At 67.9% G+C, this 21,667-nt stretch carries 21 protein-coding genes; 15 read left to right on the top strand and 6 right to left on the bottom strand.

Translation table 11 applies throughout. From position 1 onward, the window contains the following. Nucleotides 1–74: 74 nt before the first annotated feature. Nucleotides 75–587 carry a glycine cleavage system transcriptional repressor gene (locus MO1_RS03885; protein ID WP_060915255.1) on the top strand — a complete coding sequence of 171 codons (513 nt, stop codon included), beginning with the start codon at nt 75–77 and terminating at the stop codon, nt 585–587. A 28-nt stretch (nt 588–615) separates the two neighbouring features. Here the strand turns inward: MO1_RS03885 and MO1_RS03880 are convergent, their stop codons facing one another. Beyond that, on the bottom strand, nt 616–1,782 hold the full coding sequence (locus MO1_RS03880; protein ID WP_060915254.1) for an ArsB/NhaD family transporter: 1,167 nt from the start codon (nt 1,780–1,782) through the stop codon (nt 616–618). Between the two features lie 154 nt (nt 1,783–1,936). On the opposite strand from MO1_RS03880, the gene thrS reads away from it, so the two are divergent. Both thrS and MO1_RS03870 read left to right on the top strand, forming a co-directional pair. Continuing rightward, a complete protein-coding gene (gene thrS, locus MO1_RS03875) occupies nt 1,937–3,946 on the top strand; it encodes a threonine--tRNA ligase (protein ID WP_060915253.1) in 2,010 nt (669 codons plus the stop codon). Continuing rightward, nucleotides 3,943–4,491, top strand: a complete 549-nt coding sequence (locus MO1_RS03870) for an HIT family protein (protein WP_036308909.1) — start codon at nt 3,943–3,945, stop codon at nt 4,489–4,491. The genes thrS and MO1_RS03870 overlap by 4 nt, the downstream gene beginning before the upstream one ends. Nucleotides 4,492–4,514: 23 nt before the next feature. Here MO1_RS03870 and pdxY read toward each other — a convergent pair whose 3' ends face one another. Both pdxY and MO1_RS03860 read right to left on the bottom strand, forming a co-directional pair. Then, entirely contained in the window at nt 4,515–5,366 is an 852-nt protein-coding gene (pdxY, locus tag MO1_RS03865; RefSeq protein WP_036308911.1) for a pyridoxal kinase PdxY, read from the bottom strand. Continuing rightward, nucleotides 5,363–6,715 (bottom strand): aminotransferase class I/II-fold pyridoxal phosphate-dependent enzyme, encoded by a 1,353-nt coding sequence (locus MO1_RS03860; RefSeq protein ID WP_036308913.1) that lies wholly within the window; start codon nt 6,713–6,715, stop codon nt 5,363–5,365. Before MO1_RS03860 ends, pdxY begins: the two co-directional genes overlap by 4 nt. A gap of 40 nt (nt 6,716–6,755) precedes the next feature. On the opposite strand from MO1_RS03860, the gene pdxS reads away from it, so the two are divergent. The 10 genes from pdxS (at nt 6,756) to MO1_RS03810 (ending at nt 16,956) form a co-directional block, all read left to right on the top strand. Next, nucleotides 6,756–7,646, top strand: a complete 891-nt coding sequence (pdxS, locus tag MO1_RS03855) for a pyridoxal 5'-phosphate synthase lyase subunit PdxS (protein WP_036308915.1) — start codon at nt 6,756–6,758, stop codon at nt 7,644–7,646. Next, entirely contained in the window at nt 7,643–8,233 is a 591-nt protein-coding gene (gene pdxT, locus MO1_RS03850; RefSeq protein ID WP_036308916.1) for a pyridoxal 5'-phosphate synthase glutaminase subunit PdxT, read from the top strand. Before pdxS ends, pdxT begins: the two co-directional genes overlap by 4 nt. Before the next feature lie 58 nt (nt 8,234–8,291). Further along, complete coding sequence (locus MO1_RS03845; protein WP_036308918.1) at nt 8,292–9,050, top strand: YebC/PmpR family DNA-binding transcriptional regulator; 759 nt, start codon at nt 8,292–8,294, stop codon at nt 9,048–9,050. Between the two features lie 55 nt (nt 9,051–9,105). Then, nucleotides 9,106–9,666, top strand: a complete 561-nt coding sequence (gene ruvC, locus MO1_RS03840; protein WP_036308919.1) for a crossover junction endodeoxyribonuclease RuvC — start codon at nt 9,106–9,108, stop codon at nt 9,664–9,666. 47 nt (nt 9,667–9,713) lie between these two features. Next, nucleotides 9,714–10,325 (top strand): Holliday junction branch migration protein RuvA, encoded by a 612-nt coding sequence (gene ruvA / locus MO1_RS03835; protein WP_060915252.1) that lies wholly within the window; start codon nt 9,714–9,716, stop codon nt 10,323–10,325. Continuing rightward, a complete protein-coding gene (gene ruvB / locus MO1_RS03830) occupies nt 10,318–11,349 on the top strand; it encodes a Holliday junction branch migration DNA helicase RuvB (protein ID WP_036308922.1) in 1,032 nt (343 codons plus the stop codon). Before ruvA ends, ruvB begins: the two co-directional genes overlap by 8 nt. 76 nt (nt 11,350–11,425) lie before the next feature. Continuing rightward, nucleotides 11,426–11,875: a preprotein translocase subunit YajC gene (locus MO1_RS03825; protein WP_060915251.1), complete on the top strand. Its 450-nt coding sequence runs from the start codon at nt 11,426–11,428 to the stop codon at nt 11,873–11,875. Between the two features lie 39 nt (nt 11,876–11,914). After that, nucleotides 11,915–13,630, top strand: coding sequence for a protein translocase subunit SecD (gene secD / locus MO1_RS03820; protein ID WP_036308930.1), 1,716 nt, complete (start codon nt 11,915–11,917; stop codon nt 13,628–13,630). Further along, nucleotides 13,630–14,619: a protein translocase subunit SecF gene (gene secF, locus MO1_RS03815; protein WP_036308931.1), complete on the top strand. Its 990-nt coding sequence runs from the start codon at nt 13,630–13,632 to the stop codon at nt 14,617–14,619. Before secD ends, secF begins: the two co-directional genes overlap by 1 nt. Before the next feature lie 69 nt (nt 14,620–14,688). Continuing rightward, on the top strand, nt 14,689–16,956 hold the full coding sequence (locus MO1_RS03810; RefSeq protein WP_060915250.1) for a RelA/SpoT family protein: 2,268 nt from the start codon (nt 14,689–14,691) through the stop codon (nt 16,954–16,956). On the opposite strand, the gene MO1_RS03805 is transcribed toward MO1_RS03810, so the two are convergent. From MO1_RS03805 to MO1_RS14940, 3 genes are all read right to left on the bottom strand, one after another. Continuing rightward, on the bottom strand, nt 16,935–17,504 hold the full coding sequence (locus MO1_RS03805; RefSeq protein WP_255209214.1) for a type IV toxin-antitoxin system AbiEi family antitoxin: 570 nt from the start codon (nt 17,502–17,504) through the stop codon (nt 16,935–16,937). The two genes, MO1_RS03810 and MO1_RS03805, sit on opposite strands and share 22 nt — an antisense overlap. 69 nt (nt 17,505–17,573) lie before the next feature. Next, nucleotides 17,574–18,827, bottom strand: coding sequence for a DUF349 domain-containing protein (locus MO1_RS03800; RefSeq protein WP_060915249.1), 1,254 nt, complete (start codon nt 18,825–18,827; stop codon nt 17,574–17,576). 69 nt (nt 18,828–18,896) lie between these two features. Beyond that, nucleotides 18,897–19,238: a dioxygenase gene (locus MO1_RS14940; protein ID WP_268920867.1), complete on the bottom strand. Its 342-nt coding sequence runs from the start codon at nt 19,236–19,238 to the stop codon at nt 18,897–18,899. Nucleotides 19,239–19,326: 88 nt separating this feature from the next. Between MO1_RS14940 and MO1_RS03790 the strand changes: the two genes are divergently transcribed. Together MO1_RS03790 and MO1_RS14415 are read left to right on the top strand one after the other, a co-directional pair. After that, a complete protein-coding gene (locus tag MO1_RS03790; RefSeq protein WP_082724359.1) occupies nt 19,327–20,646 on the top strand; it encodes a replication-associated recombination protein A in 1,320 nt (439 codons plus the stop codon). After that, nucleotides 20,639–21,559, top strand: a complete 921-nt coding sequence (locus MO1_RS14415; protein ID WP_255209213.1) for a tetratricopeptide repeat protein — start codon at nt 20,639–20,641, stop codon at nt 21,557–21,559. Before MO1_RS03790 ends, MO1_RS14415 begins: the two co-directional genes overlap by 8 nt. Nucleotides 21,560–21,667: the final 108 nt, after the last annotated feature.

Genomic DNA, 21,667 nt, shown 5'->3' with positions numbered 1-21,667 from the left:
TCGCCACGCTACGCAGCCGTCCGCGCTCAGGGCAGGGCCCTGCGTGCGCGCAGCACGGACGATAGGATCCCGCCATGGCCCACCTCGTACTCACCGTGGTCGGCGACGACCGTCCCGGACTCGTCAACGCCCTCGCCGAGCAGGTGTCCGCCGCCGGCGGCAACTGGGAGCGGAGCGAACTCGCCGAACTCGCCGGCGCCTTCGCCGGCATCGTGCTCGTCTCGATCGACGACGAGAGCGAGGCCGACCTGATCGCCGCCCTCGAAGGACTCGACGGGATGCTGCGCGTCACCGTGCACGGCGGCCGCGTCGCCCCGGCCTCCGTCGCCGTCGAACGCGCGCTGGAGGTGACCGTTCTCGGCAACGACCGTCCTGGCATCGTCCGCGATGTCACGGCCGCCATCGCCGCTCACGCACTGAGTATCGACACATTCCGAAGTCGCACGCTCGAGGCGCCCATGGCGGGCGGCACGCTCTTCGAGGCGACCGTCGCGTTCCGCGTCCCGGCGGGAGCGGATGCCGCGCCCGTGACGGCGGCGCTGGAGGAACTCGCGGGCGAGATCCAGGTGGACCTCTCCGTCGCCTGACGCGCCTCCGGAGACCTGCGGATCGTCCTCACCCGAGGAGGAGAGGGATCGTCGCCGCACCGACGACGAGAGGTGCCGCGACGAGACCCCAGAGGATGAAACGGCTCCACGGCAGGTGCACGTCTGCGGCCACGAGGCGCTGATGCCAGAGGAGGGTCGCCAGCGACGCCCAGGGAGTGATCAGAGGACCCGCGTTGACGCCGATCAGGAGAGCGGCTAGGCGCCGAGGCGTGTCGGCCGTCGACTCGAGGAGCAGGTACGCAGGCAGATTGTCGAGCGCGTTGGCCGTGACGAGGGCGGTGCCCGACATGCGGAGCAGATCGAGGGGCTGGGACCCGGCGCCTGCGATGGCTGTCGCCAGCTGGCCGGACCCCCATGCTTCGAGCGCCGCGACCGCGGAGAAGAGGCCTGCCGCGAAGACGAGGAGCGACCACGGCACCAGGCGGATCGTCAGCGCCTTCGGCGAGCGCCATCCGAAGAGGCCGAGCAGGACGGCGGCCGCGACGGTCGCGGGGATCCAGGGCTCCAGTCCGCTCACGAGGAGCGGGAGGAGGGCGATGACCACGACGGATGCCACGACGAGCTGCGCGCGGTCGCTCACGAGCGGCGGCGCCGCGACGGTGAACATGCCGACGAGCGACCTGCGATGGAACGCCCAGAGAAGCGCGACCGTGACGAGGATCGCGATCGCCGCCGACGGACCGAGCAGGAGGAGGAAGGATGCCGGGTTCGCGGACCCCTCCATGCGTGCGAGCGCGAGCAGGTTGGTGAGGTTCGACACCGGGAGCACGAGCGATGCGGTGTTCGCGAGCCAGACGGTGGTCAGCGCGAACGGCAGCGGGGGGAGCCCGTTGGCACGCGCCACGGCGATCACCACGGGGGTCAACAGGACGGCCGTCGTGTCGAGCGAGAGGAACGCGGTCGTGACGACCGCGAGCACCATGACGAGCACCCAGAGCAGTGCCGTCCGGCCACGGGAGAGGCGTGCGAGCCACGACGCGGTGACATCGAACACGCCCGCTTTCGCAGCGAGCTCGGCGACGATCGTCACCGCGACCACGAAGGCGAGGATCGGGAGCACCCGTTCCGCGACGACGCCGAGGTCGGCGAGGGGCAGGATGCCGGTGACGAGAGCGGCGATCGCCCCCAGGAGCAGGACGAGTCCCGCGAGAGCGAGCTTCACGGCATCCATCATCGCGCCTGTCGGGCGCCCAGTAGACTCGCAGGATGCAGAACGGCCGGTCTTCCCACCTCGCCGGTACGCGAACGCCGCGGGCCTGAGCGGGCGGAGCGCGTCGTGCGCTCGAAGCTGACTACCCTGATCCGAGCCACTTCCTGGAGATCCTCCCTTGTCTGATCTGATCGCCCCGGCGGACGTCGAACTTCCCGCCGATGGTTTCGCCCTGTTCCCTGACCGCTCTGTCATCGCCCTCCGTATCGACGGTGAGTTGAAGGACCTCGCGACGGTGGTCGGCACCGTCGACGGCGTCGAGCCCGTGACCGTGTCGAGCCCCGACGGACTGAACATCCTGCGGCATTCGACCGCCCACATCCTCGCCCAGGCGGTGCAACGCATCCGCCCGCAGGCCAACCTCGGCATCGGCCCTCCCGTCACCGACGGCTTCTACTACGACTTCGGCGTCGAGGAGCCCTTCACCCCGGAGGACCTGAAGGCGATCAAGAAGGAGATGGAGCGGATCGTCCGCGAAGGCCAGCGGTTCGTCCGCCGTGTCGTCACGGACGACGAGGCGCGCGCCGAACTCGCCGACGAGCCGTTCAAGCTCGAACTCATCGGTCTGAAAGGCGGCACGAAAGAGGCCGCCGAGGGCGCGTCGGTCGAGGTCGGCGCCGGCGAGTTGACCATCTACGACAACGTCACCCGCGACGGGGAGACCGCGTGGAAGGACCTCTGCCGCGGACCCCACGTACCGAACACCCGAATGGTCGGCAACGGCTGGGACCTCACCCGCATGGCCGGCGCGTACTGGCGCGGCAGCGAGAAGAACCCCCAGCTGCAGCGCATCTACGGCACCGCCTGGCCATCCAAGGACGAGCTGCGGGCGTACCAGCACCGCCTCGAAGAAGCTGCCAAGCGCGACCACCGCAAGCTCGGCAAGGAACTGGACCTCTTCTCGTTCCCGGAGGAGATCGGCTCGGGCCTGAGCGTCTGGCACCCGCGCGGCGGCATCGTCCGCGGCGAGATGGAGCAGCACGCGCGCCGTCGACACATCGAGGGCGGTTACACCTACGTGTACACGCCGCACATCTCGAAGGAGGACCTGTTCCTCACGTCGAACCACCTCGTGACCTACAAGGACGGAATGTTCCCGCCCATTGTCATGGACGAGGAGCGGGATGCGGATGGCAACATCACGAAGCAGGGCCAGGACTACTACCTGAAGCCCATGAACTGCCCGATGCACATCCTGATCTACAAGGAGCGTGCGCGCAGCTACCGTGACCTGCCGCTGCGTTTCGCCGAGAACGGCACCGTCTACCGCAACGAGCTCTCCGGAGCGCTGCACGGGCTCACCCGCGTGCGCGGTTTCACTCAAGATGACTCCCACTTGTTCGTCACCCCGGAGCAGCTCGAAACCGAGGCGACTCGCGTTCTCGAGTTCGTGATCTCCATGCTCCGCGACTTCGGACTCGAGGACTTCGAACTCGAGCTCTCGATGCGCGACGACGAGAAGGAGAAGTGGATCGGCAGCGACGAGTTCTGGCAGTACTCGACCGACGCGCTCCGCAACGTCGCCCTGGCCAGTGGGCTCAAACTGACCGAGGTTCCCGGTGAGGCGGCGTTCTACGGTCCGAAGATCGACCTGAAGACGAAGGATGCGATCGGCCGCACCTGGCAGCTGTCCACCGTGCAGGTCGACCCGAACCTTCCGGAGCGTTTCGGACTCGAGTACACCGGACCCGACGGCGAGAAGCACCGGCCCATCATGATCCACCGCGCGTTGTTCGGTTCGATCGAGCGCTTCTTCGCGATCCTGCTCGAGCACTATGCGGGCGCGTTCCCGGTGTGGCTCTCGCCCGTGCAGGTCGTCGGCATCCCCGTCGCCGAGCAGTACGGCGACTACCTCGCGGACATCGTCGCGCGGCTCCGCGCGAAGGGCGTGCGGGCCGAGGTCGACCACTCCGACGACCGCATGCAGAAGAAGATCCGCACGCACACCACGCAGAAGGTTCCCGTGCAGCTGATCGCGGGGGAGCAGGACCGCTCCGGCGGCACGGTGTCGTTCCGGTTCCGTGACGGCTCGCAGACCAACGGCATCCCTGTCGATGACGCCATCGACAAGATCGTCTCGGCGATCGCCGACCGGCTCCTGGTCAACACCGCAGCGGACCTGGCATGACGGGGGGCGCTCCGCGCGTGGAGGATGCCGGCGAGCTCGCCGGTGTCCCGGACGAGTTCCAGCGTCTCTGGACCCCTCACCGGATGGCGTACATCCAGGCAGGTCCCGAGCCGTTGAAGCACGACTGCCCGTTCTGCGCCGCGCCCGACAAGTCCGATGAGGACGGCCTGATCGTCGCACGCGGCGAGACGGCCTACGTGCTGCTGAACCTGTTCCCGTACAACTCCGGTCACCTCCTGGTGTGCCCGTACCGCCACTTCGGCACGTACGACGAGGCGACCCCCGAAGAGGTCGCCGAGATCGGTGCCCTTACGCAGGTGGCGATGCGGGTCCTCCGCCGGGTCGCGAACTGCGATGGCTTCAACCTGGGGATGAACCAGGGTGCCGTCGCGGGAGCCGGCGTCGCCGAGCACCTGCACCAGCATGTCGTTCCCCGTTGGGCGACCGACGCGAACTTCTTTCCGATCATCGCGAAGACGAAGGCGCTGCCTCAGCTTCTCGGTGACGTGCGCACGGCCGTGCAGGAGGGCTGGCCCGTCCTCTGACGGACCAGCCCTCCTGCGGCGGATCAGCGGACCTGCGTGACCTCGAACTGCATCCGCGGGTGGGCGTACGCCTCTTGCGACTCGATGAGCTGCAGCTCCCGGGTGCCTGCGTCGTAGGTGTTCTGCAGAAGATCGAAGACGCTCGAGGTCGTCTTCGCGAGTGCTTCTGCGGCATCGCCGCTGTCGCGGAAGTGGGCCGTGAACAGGGCGGCCGTCACATCACCGGATCCGTTCGCCTTCATCGGGATGTGCGGGGTCTGCACGATCCACGCGCCGCCGTCGGTGACGGCCAGCATCTCGATGGTTCCCTCGGGGCGATCCGGACGCTCGACGCTCGTGACCAGGACGGTCGACGGGCCCGTCGACCGGGCGGCATCCACCGAGTCGAGCGTCGACTGCAGATCGGTCGGCTCGGTGCCCGTGAGGAAACCCAGCTCGAACTGGTTCGGGGTGATCAGGTCTGCGGCGGGAACCACGCGCTCGCGCAGGAGGATCGGGATGGCGGGGGCGACGAAGCATCCGCTCTTCGCGTTTCCCATGACCGGGTCGCAGGCGTAGATCGCCGAGGGGTTGGCGGCTTTCACGCGGGAGACAGCGTCGAGGATGACATCGCCGATGCCCTCGCCGCCCTGATAGCCCGAGAGGACGGCGTCGATCTCGCCGAACGCGCCGCGCTCCTCGATTCCCGTGATGACGTCGGCAACGTCCTGCGGGCTGATGAGCGGGCCGCGCCACGCGCCGTAGCCCGTGTGGTTCGAGAAGTTCACCGTGTAGACCGGGTAGACCTCGACGCCGATGCGCTGAAGCGGGAAGACGGCAGCGGAATTCCCGACGTGCCCATAGGCGACGGCGGACTGGATGGAGAGGATCTTCACGGGGCGGTGCTCGCTTCCGGTGAGGGCGCGACTGCTCGCGCCGAGGCGGCGACATCGGCGGCGAGCCGCAAGATGTCGGTGTCGGACAGATCATGGACGGTCATGCGCAGGCGGCGGGAGGCATCGTCGTCGGCGAGGACGAACTCGTCGCCCGGCCGTGCGAGCCAGCCGCGACGCATGAGTTGCTCGGCGACGGCGCGCGCAGGAGCGGGCACACGAACCCACAGGCTCAGGCCGTCGACGGCGATGGTCGGGATGCCCTGCGCGGTCAACGCCGCTGCGAAAGCCTCATTCCGTGACCGGTAGTGGCGAGCAGCGCGCTCGACGTCCGCCACCACCGCGGAGTCCGCGACGAGCGCGAGCACGAGTCGCTGCAGCAGGTGGCTCACCCACGTGGAACCCGGGCTCAGTCGACGCGCGAGACGCTCGGCGGTCTCCCGGTCGCTCGCGGTCACCGCGAGGCACATGTCCGGCCCCAGGAACTTCGAAACCGAGCGGATCAGAGCCCAACGTCGGTGATCCGGCCCGATGATCGAGTGGTACGGCTCCCGAGAGAGCATCGAGAAGTGGTCGTCCTCGATGACGAGGACGTACGGATGCCGCGCCAGCACGTCACGGAGCTCCGCCGCCCGTTCCGCGGTCAGGCTCGCACCGGTCGGGTTCTGCGCGCGTGGCGTGCAGACGATCGCGCGCACGCCCGCGTCGAGTGCGGCCTGCACGCCGGCCACGGTCATCCCGTGTTCGTCGACCGCGATGGGAACGGGGCGGTAGCCGCCGATCCTGACGGTCCGGAGGGCGGAAAGGAAGCAGGGATCCTCGAGGCCGACGGCGTCGTCGCGGGTAAGGGCGTCGGCGAAGAGGCGCTCGAGTGCATCGACAGCCCCGCCGGTGATCGTGAGGCGGAGGTCGCTCCGCCCGGGTAGATCGTTCTCGATCCAGGTGGCTGCCCATGCCTCGAGGTCGGGGTCGATCGTCGGCTCCCCGTAGAGCACGGGGCGCCCCGCGAGGCTAGAGAGTGCGTGCGACGGATCAGGGATGAGAGCGGGGTCGGGGTTGCCGGTGGCGATGTCGCGGAGGACCGTGTCGGCGGCGAAACCCTCTTGAGCCGGGTCCGAGCGGGGTGCGACGCGCGTGCCGGCGCGACCTGCCGTCTCGACGGCGCCGGCAGCGGCGAGCTGTCGGTAGGCCGCGACGACCGTGTTGCGGTTGACACCGACCGTGTCAGCCAGCGTTCGCACCGGGGGGAGCGCTGCCCCCGGGGCGAGATCGCCGCGGTCGATGAGCGAACGGATGCTGTCCGCGATTTCCGCGGCGGTGTCGCCGCTGATCGCCAGAACATCGTTCGTCATGCCGACGAGTCTATGTCCGTGTCATGCTAACTTTTGGCCTATGCCAACGAACACAACCGGATCCGCCCGCGTCAAGCGGGGCCTCGCCGAGATGCTCAAGGGCGGCGTCATCATGGACGTCGTCACCGCCGACCAGGCCAAGATCGCCGAGGACGCGGGAGCCGTCGCCGTCATGGCGCTCGAGCGCGTCCCTGCCGACATCCGTGCGCAGGGCGGGGTCGCGCGCATGAGCGACCCCGACCTGATCGACGACATCATCGCCTCCGTGTCCATCCCTGTGATGGCGAAGGCGCGCATCGGGCATTTCGTCGAGGCGCAGATCCTCCAGGAGCTCGGCGTCGACTACATCGACGAGTCCGAGGTCCTCTCGCCCGCCGATTACGTGAACCACATCGACAAGTGGGGCTACACCGTCCCCTTCGTCTGCGGCGCAACGAACCTCGGTGAGGCCCTCCGTCGCATCACTGAGGGTGCGGCGATGATCCGCTCCAAGGGCGAGGCCGGTACGGGCGACGTCTCGGAGGCGATGAAGCACATCCGCAAGATCCGCGGCGAGATCGCCGCGCTGTCCGCGCTCTCGAAGGACCAGCTCTACGTCGCCGCCAAGGAGCTGCAGGCGCCGTACGACCTCGTCGCCGAGGTCGCCGAGACGGGTGTCCTCCCCGTGGTCCTCTTCGTGGCCGGTGGCGTCGCCACTCCCGCCGACGCGGCCATGATGATGCAGCTCGGTGCCGATGGCGTGTTCGTCGGGTCGGGAATCTTCAAGAGCGGCAACCCCGCCGAGCGCGCGGCCGCGATCGTGAAGGCGACCACGTTCTTCGACGACCCGAAGGTCGTCGCGGATGTGTCGCGCGGTCTCGGTGAGGCAATGGTCGGGATCAACGTGTCCGACCTCGCCGCTCCTCACCGCCTCGCCGAGCGGGGCTGGTGACGAGGCCGCAGATCGGCGTCCTCGCCCTCCAGGGTGACGTCCGTGAGCACGCGCGCGTGCTCACGGACCTCGGCGCCGATGTCCGTCCGGTGCGACGACCCGAGGACCTCGCCGCCGTCTCGGGACTCGTCCTCCCCGGCGGTGAGTCGAGCGTCATCGACAAACTCGCGCGTGCGTTCGACATGCGTGAGCCCCTGCAGGCTGCGATCGCCGAGGGGATGCCGGTGCTCGGCACCTGTGCCGGCCTCATCCTGCTCGCGGATCGCCTTGTCGACGGCATCGCCGGTCAGCAGACGTTCGGCGGACTCGACGTGACGGTACGGCGGAACGCGTTCGGCGGGCAGACCGAATCGTTCGAGACCGAACTCGACGTACCCGCCGTGGGGGAGCCGCCCGTTCGGGCCACCTTCATCCGGGCGCCTGTCGTCGATGATGTGGGACCGTCAGCAGAAGTGATCGCCCGACTGCCCGACGGCACGGTGGTGGGAGTTCGGCAGGGTCGGCTGATCGGTCTGTCGTTCCATCCCGAACTCGACGACGAGACCCGCTTCCACGCCCTCCTGCTCGCGAGCGTCGGCGACGCGTAGCGGAGGGGCGTGGCCGCGGTCCTAGACTGGACCCTGCGCTTTTTCCGAGAGGAGTCCCGTGAGCGGACATTCCAAGTGGGCAACCACCAAGCACAAGAAGGCCATCATCGACTCGCGTCGCGCGAAGTCGTGGGCGAAGCTCATCAAGAACATCGAGGTCGCGGCCAAGCTCGGCGGTGCCGACCTGCAGGGCAACCCGACGCTGTTCGACGCCGTCCTGAAGGCCAAGAAGACGTCGGTCCCGAAGGACAACATCGACCGCGCGATCAAGCGCGGTGCGGGCATCGGCGGCGAGTCGGTCGAGTACACCTCGATCATGTACGAGGCGTACGGCCCGAACGGTGTGGCGCTCATGGTCGAGTGTCTGACGGACAACAAGAACCGTGCCGCCGCGGAGGTCCGGACCGCCCTCACCCGTAACGGCGGCACCCTCGCCGACCCGGGCTCGGTCGCCTACAACTTCGCGCGTAAGGGCGTCATCGTCGTCTCCAGCGAGGGCACGACCGAGGATGACGTCATGCTCGCGGCCCTCGAGGCCGGTGCCGAGGAGATCGAACCTCACTCCGAGGGCTTCGAGGTCGTGACCGAGGCATCCGATCTCGTCTCGGTTCGCTCCGCACTCACCGACGCAGGCATCGAGTACGAGTCCGCCGACGTCGAGTTCGTCCCCAACCTCAAGGTCGAGATCGACGCCGACACGGCGCGCAAGATCTTCCGCCTCATCGACGCGCTCGAGGACAGTGAGGACGTGCAGAACGTCTACGCCAACTTCGACCTGACCGCGGACGTGCAGGCCGAACTCGAGCAGGACGAGTAAGCCCCACCGGGCGCGCCGACGAGCGGATGCCGCAACCCCCGCCTAGCGTGGGGGAGTGGCATCCGCTCTTCGCGTTCTCGGCATCGACCCCGGCCTGACCCGGTGCGGTGTCGGCGTCGTCGATGTGCGAGCCGATCGCTCCGCGTCGCTCGTGCATGTGGGGGTCGTCCGATCGTCCCCTGACGCGCCGATCGAGCAGCGGCTCGCTGCAATCGCAGCCGGCATCCGGCTCGTTCTCGCCGAGCACGACCCGCATGTGGTGGCCGTCGAGCGGGTGTTCGCGCAGCAGAACCGCAGCACGGTCATGGGCACCGCGCAGGCGAGCGGCATCGCGCTTCTCCTGGCGGCGGAGCACGGGCTGCCCGCCGCGACGCACACCCCGTCGGAAGTCAAGGCGGCCATCACCGGGTACGGCAACGCCGAGAAGCTCCAAGTGCAGACCATGGTGGCGCGCGTTCTCCGACTCGACGCGCTGCCGCAACCCGCAGATGCGGCGGACGCTCTCGCTATCGCGCTCTGCCACGCGTGGCGGCGGGGTTCTGCGGTGGCGACAGGCGGTGCGCTGACGCCCGCTCAGCGCGCATGGGCGGACGCCGAGAAGGCGGCGCGACGCTGATGCGTGTCGCTCGAACATACCTCCGAACGCTCCCGTAGGCTCATCGCATGATCTCCTCCCTCCGCGGGCGCGTGCTGCACCTCGAGCCCGATTCCGTCGTCATCGACGTGCACGGTGTCGGCTACGCGGTCGCCGTCACCGCGCAGCACGCGAGGCAGCTGCACCTCGGCGACGAGGTCTTCGTCCACACGGCGATGATCGTCCGCGAGGATGCGATGTCGCTGTTCGGCTTCGAGGAGCGCTCCGAGCTCGATGTTTTCGGGCAGCTCCTGAGCGTCTCCGGGGTCGGCCCGAAGTCCGCGCTCGGCGTGCTGTCTGCTCTCTCCGTCGACCAGATCGCGACGGCGGTCGCCGACGAGGACGATGCTCCGTTCCGTCGCGTGTCGGGCATCGGCCCGAAAACGGCGAAGCTCATCGTCGTTCAGTTGGCCGGCAAGCTCATTGCTCCGACGCGCGCGGCCTCGGGCGCACCCCTCCCGCAGGGGCTGGGCGCTCAGGTCGCCGCCGCACTCGTCGCCCTCGGGTGGAGCGAGCGCGTCGCGGTCGACACCGCCGAGACGGTGCTCGCCGATGCTCCCGCGGGCGCCACGGTGCCGGCTCTCCTCAAGCTCGCCCTCGCCCAGCTCGGCCCGTCCCGCGCGGAGCGCACCGGTGTCTGACGCCCGCGACCAGCGCCTGCCCGAGGACGAGACCGAACTCGCGGTCGAGGGTGCCCTGCGTCCCGGCTCGCTCGCGGAGTTCATCGGGCAGATGAAGGTCCGCGCGCAGCTGCAGCTGCTGTTGGATGCCGCCCGCATCCAACAGCGTCCTGCCGACCACATCCTCCTCTCCGGTCCGCCCGGACTCGGCAAGACGACCCTCGCGATGATCGTCGCGCACGAGAGCGAGCGGCCGCTGCGGATGTCGAGCGGCCCCGCGATCCAGCACGCCGGTGACCTCGCCGCGCTCTTGTCGAGCCTCGTGCCGGGTGAAGTCCTTTTCATCGACGAGATCCACCGCATGGCGCGCTCGGCCGAGGAAATGCTCTATCTCGCGATGGAGGACTTCCGGATCGACATCATGGTCGGCAAGGGCGCGGGGGCCACCAGCATCCCGCTCGACCTCGCCCCGTTCACCCTCGTCGGCGCCACGACCCGGTCGGGCCTGCTCCCCAACCCGCTCCGTGACCGGTTCGGATTCACGGCACACCTCGAGTACTACGAGCCGAGCGAACTCGAGCAGGTCATCGCCCGCTCGGCGGTGATGCTCGACGTGGATGTGCCGGCGGCATCCCGTGCCGAGATCGCACGGCGGTCGCGGGGAACACCCCGCATCGCGAACAGGTTGCTGCGACGGGTGCGCGACTACGTCATCGTGCACGGCGGGTCGTCGACCCAGGCGTCCACGAGTGATGTGTCCGCCGCTCTCGAGCTCTACGACGTCGACGATCTCGGCCTCGACCGACTGGACCGTGCCGTGTTGGATGCCGTCGTCCGGCGCTTCCGCGGTGGTCCCGTCGGTCTCAACACGCTGGCGGTGACCGTGGGCGAAGAGGCGGACACGATCGAGTCCGTCGTCGAGCCGTACCTCGTGCGGATCGGGTTCATGGGCCGAACGCCCCGAGGCCGGGTTGCGACGCCCGAGGCATACGCCCACCTGGGGATCCCCCGGCACGACGGGGCGCTCACCCTCGATGACCTATAATCCTTGAAGGCTCCGGCCTCCCACCCTCTTCGCCGCATCGCTGCGGTGTGCCCTCCCGAAAGGCGGACCCTCCTCCATGTTGCTTCTCTCCCAGCAGAACGCCCAGCAGGCCACCGGAGGAAACTTCTTCACGGACTACGGTCTCCTGATCCTGCTGGCGGCTCTGCTGGTCTTCATGTTCGTCAGCTCGCGTCGTCGGACCAAGAAGATGAAGGAGCAGCAGGAGCAGAAGGCTCAGCAGATGGTTCCGGGTGTGAAGGTGCTTCTCCAGGGCGGCCTCTACGGGACGATCGTCGAGTACGACCCGACCGACCTCTCCAAGGCCGCTCACGTCGAGCTCGCCCCGGGCATGGTCGTCGAGGTGCACAGCCAGGCGATCCTTCGCATCGTCGAGGATGAGGAGCCCGTCGTCGACGAGGACGAGCAGGTCGCCGGTGATGACGTCATCGTGACCCGCGACGAGACGATCCTCGACTCGCGCCCCGCCGAGGCCGCGCCCGACGCGGACGACAAGCCCAAGGCCTGATCTCTTCCGCTTCGGCGGTCCCTGAAGAAAGTTCCCTCCGTGGCTTCATCCACTCCCGTCCGCCGCGCCTGGCGCGCACTCATCGGACTTCTCGCCCTGACGGCTGTGCTCTTCGGGGTGAATGCTGCGGGTGTGATCCTCTTCGAGAAGAGCTCGTGGGTTCCCGAGCTGGCGCTCGACCTCCAGGGCGGCACGCAGATCATCCTGCAGGCGCAGACGCGGGAGGGCGCTCAGCCCACCGCGGACCAGATGCAGCAGGCCGTGTCGATCATCCGGCAGCGCGTGGATGCCTCGGGTGTCGGCGAGACCGACATCACCACGCAGGCGGGCAACCAGATCGTGGTGCAGCTCCCGGGCATCGCCGACGAGGAGACGCGCGACCGCATCGGCCGTTCGGCGCAGATGCAGTTGCGGGCCGTCCTCTACACGGCGGCTCCCAGCAACACGTTCGTCGGTGACGACGGCAAGCAGACCCCGTACCCGACGCCTGGTCCGTCGCTCAACGCGACTCCGACTCCGGCGCCGACCAACGGCAGCGACCTGTCGTGGGCGACGGAAGAGGTACAGGCCAAGTTCCTCGCCTACGACTGCGCGAAGCCCGCGAACGATCCGGCTCAGGAGCCCGCGGACCAGCCGCTTATCACCTGTGACACGGATGGGTCGGCCAAGTACCTCCTCGGGCCCGTCGAGCTCACCGGCTCCGCGATCTCCGACGCGACGAACGGTCTGAACTCGCAGAACGGCCAGTGGGCCGTGAACATCGTCTTCAACGGTGCCGGTACCAAGACCTTCGGCGACATCAGCCAGCGACTGTTCAACCTGCAGTCGCCGCAGAACCAGTTCGCCTTCGTCCTCGACGGCGAGGTCATCTCCGCTCCCTCGATGAACGCCGTGATCACGGACGGCAAGCCGCAGATCACCGGCAACTTCGACCAGGAGACGTCGAAGACGCTCGCCGACCAGCTCAAGTACGGAGCTCTTCCGCTGAGCTTCGAGGTCCAGAGCAGCAACTCGATCTCGGCGACGCTAGGATCGCAGCAGTTGCTCATCGGTCTCGTGGCCGGACTCATCGGTCTCGCCCTGGTGGCGATCTATTCGCTGACGGTCTATCGGGCCCTCGGCTCGGTCATCATTGCTTCGCTCGCAGTCATGGGCGTCCTGACCTACATCACCCTCTGCATCCTCGCGTGGCGGATGGGGTTCCGACTCTCGCTCGCGGGTGTGGCCGGCCTCATCGTGACGATCGGCTTCACTGCCGACTCCTTCATCGTTTACTTCGAGCGCATCAGAGACGAACTCCGTGACGGCAAGTCGATCACGGGAGCCGTCGAGGACGGCTGGGATCGGGCCAAGCGCACGATCTACATCTCTAAGTCGATCAACATCCTCGCGGCCGTCGTCCTGTATATCCTCGCCGACTCGACGGTGAAGGGCTTCGCGTTCACGCTGGGTCTCACCACGGTCATCGACGTGCTGATCTTCGTGTTGTTCACGCACCCCGTCATGCAGTTGCTCGCACGGACCTCGTTCTTCGGCGGGGGGCATCCGCTCTCGGGTCTCGACCCGACGGCGCTCGGTGCCGTCTACCGCGGTCGTGCGCAGTTCCGCGCACCCGTCGCCGCAGGCGGCACGTCGCAGGCCGACAAGCGCTCGGCGCGGTCACGCAATGAAGCCGTCCGGCGACAGACCATCGCAGAGCGCAAGCTCGCGGAGCAGAGCGGCAATACCCGCTCGGCAGGGGAGGGGAACGACTGATGCGTTCCATGAGTGATTTCGGTAACGACCTCTACACCGGGAAGGTCTCCTTCCCGTTCGTCGGTCGCCGTCGCCTGTGGTTCCTCATCGCCGCGATCCTGGTGATCGCGTCGGCTCTGGTTCCCGTCATCCGTCCTGTCCAGTTCTCGATCGAGTTCACCGGCGGCTCGCAGTTCACCGTCAACGACGTCACGAAGCCCGACCAGCTTCTCGCCACGCAGGCCGTGCAGTCGGTGGTCCCGGATGCCGCGACCCGCGTGACGACCGTCGGCGACGACAGCCTCCGCATCCAGACCGATCAGCTGGGGGAGATCGAGACGCGTGACGTCACCGCCGCTCTCGTCGACGCCTACGGCGTAAAAGACGACAGCGTGAGCTCGTCGTTCATCGGTCCGAGCTGGGGAGAGAGTGTGACCCGTCAGTCCCTGTGGGGTCTGGCGATCTTCCTGGTCCTGACTTTCCTCATCCTGGCGCTCTATTTCCGCACCTGGAAGATGTCCGTCGCGGCGATGATCGGACTCGTCGACGTGCTCGTCGTGACCGTCGGCGTGTACGCGCTGTTCGGCTTCGAGATCTCGCCTGCAGCCGTCATCGGCTTCCTGACCATCCTTTCTTACTCGCTCTACGACACCACGGTCGTGTTCGACAAGATCCGCGAGAACACCTTCGAGGACGGGGAGAAATCCGGCCGGACCTTCGGAGAGTCGGTGAACCTCGCGGTGAACCAGACCCTCGTCCGGTCGATCAACACCACCGTCGTCGCCGTTCTCCCGACGGGCGCCATCCTCTTCATCGGTGCCCTCTGGCTCGGTGCCCAGACACTCACCGACATCTCGCTGTCGATCTTCGTGGGAACGATCGTGGCGGCATACTCGACCCTGTTCGTCGCTGCGCCGCTGTACTCGCTCCTGCGCGAGAACGAAAGCGACCTCAAGACGCGTGACACGCGTGTCGTCGAGTCCCGTTCGGCCGCTGTCACCGCGGTCTGAGCCGGATGCGCGCGGGCGTAGGATTGACCTCCAGTTCCGCGCGCGTGTGCACTGAGGGGAGGCGATCGCATGGCTGAAGCGGTCACCCCCACGGGATCCGCGACGGGCGGTCAATCGCTCCGGCGGCTCGTCCCGCGCATCTTCTCGCGCGCCCCCTCCCGCGACGCTCTCGAAGAGCTCATGCGAACGGTGCGGATCCACCACCCCAAGGGTGACATCGCGATCGTCGAGCGTGCGTATCGCACCGCCGCGAAGGCGCATGCGTCGCAGAAGCGGCAGAGTGGTGAGCCGTACATCACCCACCCGCTCGCTGTCGCCCAGATCCTGGCGGAGCTCGGACTCGGTCCGCGTGCGATCGCCGCGGCGCTGCTGCACGACACGGTCGAAGACACCGACTACTCGCTCGACCAGCTGACGTCAGATTTCGGTGACGAGGTCGCGATGCTGGTCGACGGCGTCACGAAACTCGACAAGGTCAAGTACGGCGACGCAGCGCAGGCCGAAACCGTCCGCAAGATGATCGTCGCGATGTCGAAAGACATCCGCGTGCTGCTCATCAAGCTGGCTGACCGCCTGCACAACGCGCGCACGTGGGGCTTCGTCCCGCCCGAGAAGGCGGCGAAGAAGGCCCGCGAGACGCTCGAGATCTACGCGCCGCTGGCGCACCGCCTCGGCATCCAGATGGCGAAGAGCGAACTCGAGGATCTTTCCTTCGCCGTGCTGCATCCGAAGCTCTACGCCGAGATCGACTCGCTCGTGAAGCAGCGCACCCCGCAGCGCGAGCAGTACGTGCACACCGTCATCGATGCGGTGGAGTCGGATCTGCGCGATCTGCGTATCCGTGGTCGCGTCATGGGCCGGCCGAAGCAGCTGTACTCGGTGTATCAGAAGATGGTCATCCGCGGGCGCGAGTTCGACGACATCTACGACCTCATCGGCATCCGCATCATGGTCGGAACGGTGCGTGACTGCTACGCCGTGCTGGGAGCGATACACGCGCGGTGGACCCCGATCCCGGGGCGGTTCAAGGACTACATCGCGACTCCGAAGTTCAACCTCTACCAGTCGCTCCACACGACCGTGATCGGCCCGGGTGGCCGGACCGTCGAGATCCAGATCCGCACCCACGAGATGCACCAGCAGGCCGAGTACGGCGTGGCGGCGCACTGGAAGTACAAGGAGCAGGTCGCCGGCGGGAAGGTCGACTCGAAGTCGATCGACCAGGACATGGCTTGGCTCGCGCACATCTCCGACTGGCAGGCCGAGACCGCTGATCCCGGTGAGTTCCTCGACTCCCTCCGGTTCGAGATCGGTGCGAAAGAGGTCTACGTCTTCACGCCGAAGGGACGCGTCGTCGGGCTTCCGGCGGGTGCGACCCCGGTCGACTTCGCCTACGCCGTGCACACCGAGATCGGCCACCGCACGATGGGGTCGAAGGTCAATGGCAGGCTCGTGCCGCTCGAATCAGAACTTCACTCCGGTGACGTCGTCGAGGTGTTCACCTCGAAGAATCCGGATGCCGGGCCGAGCCAGGACTGGCTGGCGTTCGTCAAGAGCACTCGAGCGCGCAACAAGATCCGCGGTTGGTTCACGAAGGAACGTCGCGACGAGGCCGTCGAGCAGGGCAAGGACGCCATCGCCCGTGCGATGCGACGACAGAACCTGCCCCTTCAGCGTCTGATGAACCAGGATTCGTTCACGGCGGTCGCTCAGCAACTGCGCTACGAAGACGTGACTGCCCTTTATGCTGCCGTCGGCGAGGGGCACGTCTCGACCCAGTCCGTCATCGAGAAGGTCACGGCTCTCGTCCGTTCCGAGGAGGAAGAGGCCTCCACGGGGCCGATCGACCTCCCTGCCGTCGGCCGCTCGAAGGCCCCCCGCGGTGGCGATTCGGGCGTTCTCGTCCGCGGCGCTCCCGACATCCTCGTGAAGCTCGCAAAATGCTGCACTCCGGTCCCCGGAGACGAGATCGTCGGATTCGTCACTCGCGGGAGCGGTGTGTCGGTGCACCGGCACGATTGCACGAACGTGGGGTCCCTCCGCGATCAGCCCGACCGGCTCATCGACGTGTCATGGGCACCGACCTCGAAGAGCGTCTTCCTCGTGCACATCCAGGTCGAGGCCCTCGACCGTTCGGGGCTGCTCAGCGACATCACGCGCGTGCTCAGTGAGCACCACGTGAACATCCTGTCGGCATCCGTCCAGACGACCAACGACCGACTCGCTCTCAGCCGATACGTCTTCGAGATGGGGGACACCGTCCACCTCGACCGTGTGCTGAATGCGGTTCGGCGCATCGACGCCGTCTACGACGTCTACCGCGTCACCTCTTCCTGACGGCGCCGGAACTCCGCGACAGCGGCGCGCTTGTGGTGGACGGGTCCTGCTCGTCCGAGCCACGTGAGAGCCGCCTCGACCAAGTCTGGTCGCCAGGCGGTCATCGCGTCGACGACGTGCCCCGGTGACGCATCCGCGATCGATTCTCGGACGAGGTCGACGAGCGTCCGAACGGGCGTCGTCACGGCGACACCGCTGATCAGGGCGACGTCCTCAGCCGGGAGCGCGACGTCGCGGAACCGGATGCGGGCGTCGACGGGGAACGTCGCGCGGCGTCGCCCCGCCCGTTGGAGGCTGTGAACGAGGGGCGGCTCGGGAACCGCGCCGTGCACCCAGGCGGCACTCACATGCGTGACGGCTCGATGTGGCCCCGCAACGGATCGAAACGATGCCGCACGGAGCTCCCTGGTCTCTACGGCATCCGCGGGCATGAACGCGTCGCCGATCTCGACCAGATCGCCGTCCAATCGGGCGGCGGTCAGTTCCGCTGTCGACAGTCGATCATCGGCGAAGTAGAGGAACGGCCACATGAGGGCAGTCTGCGACACGGCAGACACCCGCGCGCCGACTCAGCCCACTCTGTGGACAACGCGGCGCGCGGGTCGCCGTGCGGGTACTCAGCCGCCCAGCGCGCGCAGCCAGCTCTTGCGTGCGTCGAGCGCGTCCTTCGCCTGGGCGATGGCTGCCTTGTCCTTCGTTGCTTCTGCGGCGGTCAGTTCGTCTTCGAGCTTGGTGATCGCGTCCTGAAGCTGGCTCGTCATGTCGTTCTGACGTGCCTTGGTCTCCGGGTTGTTGCGCTTCCAGTCTTCGTCCTCGCGTGCCTTCAGGGCCGTCTCGACCTTGCGGAGCTGGTCGTCGAGCCCACGCTCGGTGTCGCGCGGGAAGACACGGCCGATCTCATCCCAGCGGCGCTGGATGTTCGTCAGGAGAGAACGTGCCTTGGCGTTGTCTTTCTCCTTCGCGACGCCGGCGGCCTCGTCGAGCAGAGCACGCTTTGCCTCGATCTTCTCCTTGGAGGCCTCGACATCGGCGCTCTCACGTTCGATGCGCGCCCCGTACAAGACGTCGCCCGCGGCCTTGAAGCGTGCCCAGAGGGCGTCGTCGGCCTTCTTGCCTGCGCGGCCGGCGGACTTCCACTGGTCGAGGAGGCTCCGGTAGGACGTGATGCCGTCCTCACCCTGAGGGGCGAGGGCTTCGGCACGCTCGACGAGACGCGTCTTGGCGTCGCGTGCGGCCTTGTGCTGGTCGTCGAGGCTGGAGTAGAACTCGCGCCGGTTCTTGTCGATGACGGCGCGCGCGTCACGGAATCGCTTCCAGAGCTGCTGACCGACCGCCTTGGGCAGACGGGGACCGGTGCTCTGGTGCTCCTGCCAGCGGGCGAAGAGAGCCGCGACGTCTGCTGTGGTCTGCTTCCACTGGATGGAACGCGGGTCCTTCGCGGCGATCGCCTCGATCTCGGCGACGATGCCCTCGCGCTCGGCGACCGCGGCATCCACTGCTGCGCGCTGCGCCTGCGCCTCCTCGGCGCTCGCTTCGGACAGAGCACCCTCGAGCGTGGTCACCCGCGCTTCGAGCGACGCCAGGTCGCCCACGGCAGCGGCCCCGTCGAGGCGCTCGCGGATGGTGCGGGCGGTGCCGCGCAGATCGGATGCCGACGCGCCACCGCGACGGTGCCGCACCTCGAGGAGGGTGACCTCGGAGGCGAGGTCGGCGTACTTGCGCTCGAAGTAGGCGAGGGCCTCTTCGGGAGTGCCGTCAGGGTACTGACCGACGACACGCCACTCTTCGCCCTCACGGACGGAGACGGTGCCGTCGTCATCGACTCGGCCCCAGGGCTGGGTCTCGGCGGATTCGGGGGTGGCGGAACTCACGGGGGTCACCTCGTCGGCGGCATGCGCCGCATGGGGGTCGGATTAGTGACTCAGCCTAGTACGCGGCGGTCACGGGGTCGGGGTCGGTGTCGGCGAGCTCGACGGGCTGGGGGCGAGGGGCGGCGTCAGGCCTGCGCTGGGCGCGGGTGTGGGCGACGGCGCGGGGTCGGGCGTGCCGGGGCCGACGGTGTAATAAGCCACCTGGCCGCCCAGGATCGCGAGGAGGAGCGCTCCACCCGCGACGCCCGCGATGACGTTGTCGCGGCGGCGACGACTGATCACCGACGCGTGGAAGCGGCGACGTGCTTCATAGACCCGGGCGCGCTCGCGCTCCTGTGCGCTCTCGCGCCCCCTGCCTTTGCTCACTGCCACGGCGATCCTTCCGTCGAGGCTGAGCATGAGCGCAGCCACCTGCACATTATTCGGCTGACCTGCTCGGAACAAACCCGTCGAAGCTCCGGGAACCCGGGATGTCGGCGCGGGCGATTAGCCTGGACGAATGGCACAGAGTGACGCGCTTTTCCGTGGAGCGACGCCTCTGGCCGTGAGGATGCGTCCCGCCTCCCTCGACGAGGTCGCCGGTCAGACTCACCTGCTCAAGCCCGGCTCGCCGCTGGTCGCACTCGCGGACCCCGGTCGCGCCACGACCGGCGCGGTGTCCGTCATCCTGTGGGGGCCGCCCGGTACGGGTAAGACGACGCTCGCCCAAGCGATCGCTCGCACGTCCGGTCGGCGATTCGTCGAACTCTCCGCGGTGACCGCCGGCGTGAAGGACGTCCGTGAGGTGATGCAGGAGGCGATGACGCAGCGCGACCTCTACGGTGCCTCCACGATCCTCTTCCTCGACGAGATCCACCGCTTCACGAAGGCGCAGCAAGACGCATTGCTGCCCGGCGTCGAGAACGGGTGGGTCATTCTCATCGCCGCCACGACCGAGAACCCGTCGTTCTCGGTGATCTCCCCGCTGCTGTCGCGCTCCCTCCTTCTCACGCTGCAGCCCTTGACCGATGAGGACCTCGGGATGCTGCTGGACCGCGCGGTCAGCGATGCGCGGGGCCTCGCCGGTGCTGTGGAGCTCTCCGACGACGCCAGGGCGGCTCTCGTGCACCTCGCCTCGGGTGACGCGCGTCGCGCGCTGACATCGCTCGAGGCAGCAGCATCCATGGCGGAGCCCGGCGACGACGCCCCGGTCATCACGGCCGAGCACGTCGCTCAAGCGGTCGATCGAGCGTTGTTGCGTTACGACCGACAGGGTGATGAGCACTACGACGTCATCAGCGCGTTCATCAAATCCATTCGCGGGTCTGACCCGGATGCCGCCATTCACTACCTCGCGCGCATGATCGAGGCGGGTGAGGATCCGCGCTTCATTGCGCGGCGCCTCGTGATCTCTGCGGCGGAGGACATCGGGCTCGCTGATCCTCAGGCGCTGCAGATCGCCGTCGCCGCGGCTGACGCCGTGGCCTTCATCGGGATGCCGGAGGGCCGCATCCCGCTCGCGGAGGCGACCGCCTACCTCGCGACGACCGCCAAGTCGAACGCCGCCTACAACGCGATCAATGCCGCGATCGCGGACGTGCGGGCGGGCGGCTTCGGGCGGGTTCCGGTGCACCTGCGTGACGCCCACTATGCCGGCGCGAAGCGTCTCGGCCACGGCAAGGGCTACATCTACCCGCACGATCTGGAGGTCGGCGTCGCGACGCAGCAGTACCTCCCCGACGAACTGCGCGGCCGGCGGTACTACGAGCCCACGGGGCGTGGCGTCGAGCGTGACATCTCCGCTCGACTCGAGAAGATCCGGAAGCTCCTCGGTGAGTGACGCGACCGGAACGCGCGATGACTGGGAGCGACGGCTCGAGATGGTCTGGGCAGACGCCGACGACACCCGGCCGGACGAGCTGCGATCGGCCATGTCGGCGGTACTCGCAGAACGAGCTGACGACGATGCCCGGGTGCTGTTCGAACTCGCGTCGGTGGAGGACTTTCTGGGCGAGGAGGCAGCCGCAATCCCGCTCTACCGCGAGTCACTCGCAGCAGGACTGTCCGCGCCGTTCGACAGCCAGGCGATCATCCAGCTGGCGAGTTCTCTGCGGAACGTGGGGGATGCCTCAGGTGCGATCTCGGTTCTGAAGGAGATCTCGCCGACAGACCCGCTCGCGCGCGCAGCTGAGGCGTTCCGCGCCTTGGCGCTGTACGACGACGACAAACCCGTTCGTGCCCTGCGCACCGCACTCGATGCGCTCTCCCACGAGGTGCCGATGTACGGCCGGGCACTCGGGTCGTACGCAGCAGGCCTGCGTTCGCGTCCCCGCATTCGTGTCATCGCGGTCGCACTCGTGGTGAAAGACGGATACGTCCTGGGCGAAGAGTACCCGGCCTCGTCCGCCCGACGCGCGTTCCTCCGCGCCCCGGGCGGGGGAGTGCAACCGGGCGAGCGTGCCGAGGCTGCGGTCCGTCGCGAGATCGCCGAGGAACTGGGAGCCACCGTCACCGGGGCGGGGCTGCTCGGCGTCATCGAGAACATCTTCGACAACGAGGGGCGCCAAGGGCACGAGATCGCCTACGTGTTCGCCGTGCGGAGCCCCGAGCTGGAATCGCTTCCACGCGACAGCCGACTGCCCGTCCTCGACGGCGATACGACCGTCGGGTGGTACCGCCTCGCCGATCTCGGCGCAGACACCCTGCCCTTCTACCCGGCCGGCGCGCTGGATCTGCCGCGCGGCCAGGGATGATCCGCCCCGTCTGTTAGGCTTAACCGGCTCGAAACCGTGTTTTCGGGCATCCTCTTCTCTCTTTCCCACCTTTCGGCGTGCCCCGGCGTGCAGTCCGCAAGGGCGAGA

The sequence above is a fragment of the Microbacterium oleivorans NBRC 103075 genome, assembly GCF_001552475.1.
Classification (GTDB): Bacteria; Actinomycetota; Actinomycetes; order Actinomycetales; family Microbacteriaceae; genus Microbacterium; species Microbacterium oleivorans.
The sequence above is the reverse complement of the archived record's forward strand: the minus strand, read 5'-3'. Positions and strand labels throughout refer to the sequence as shown.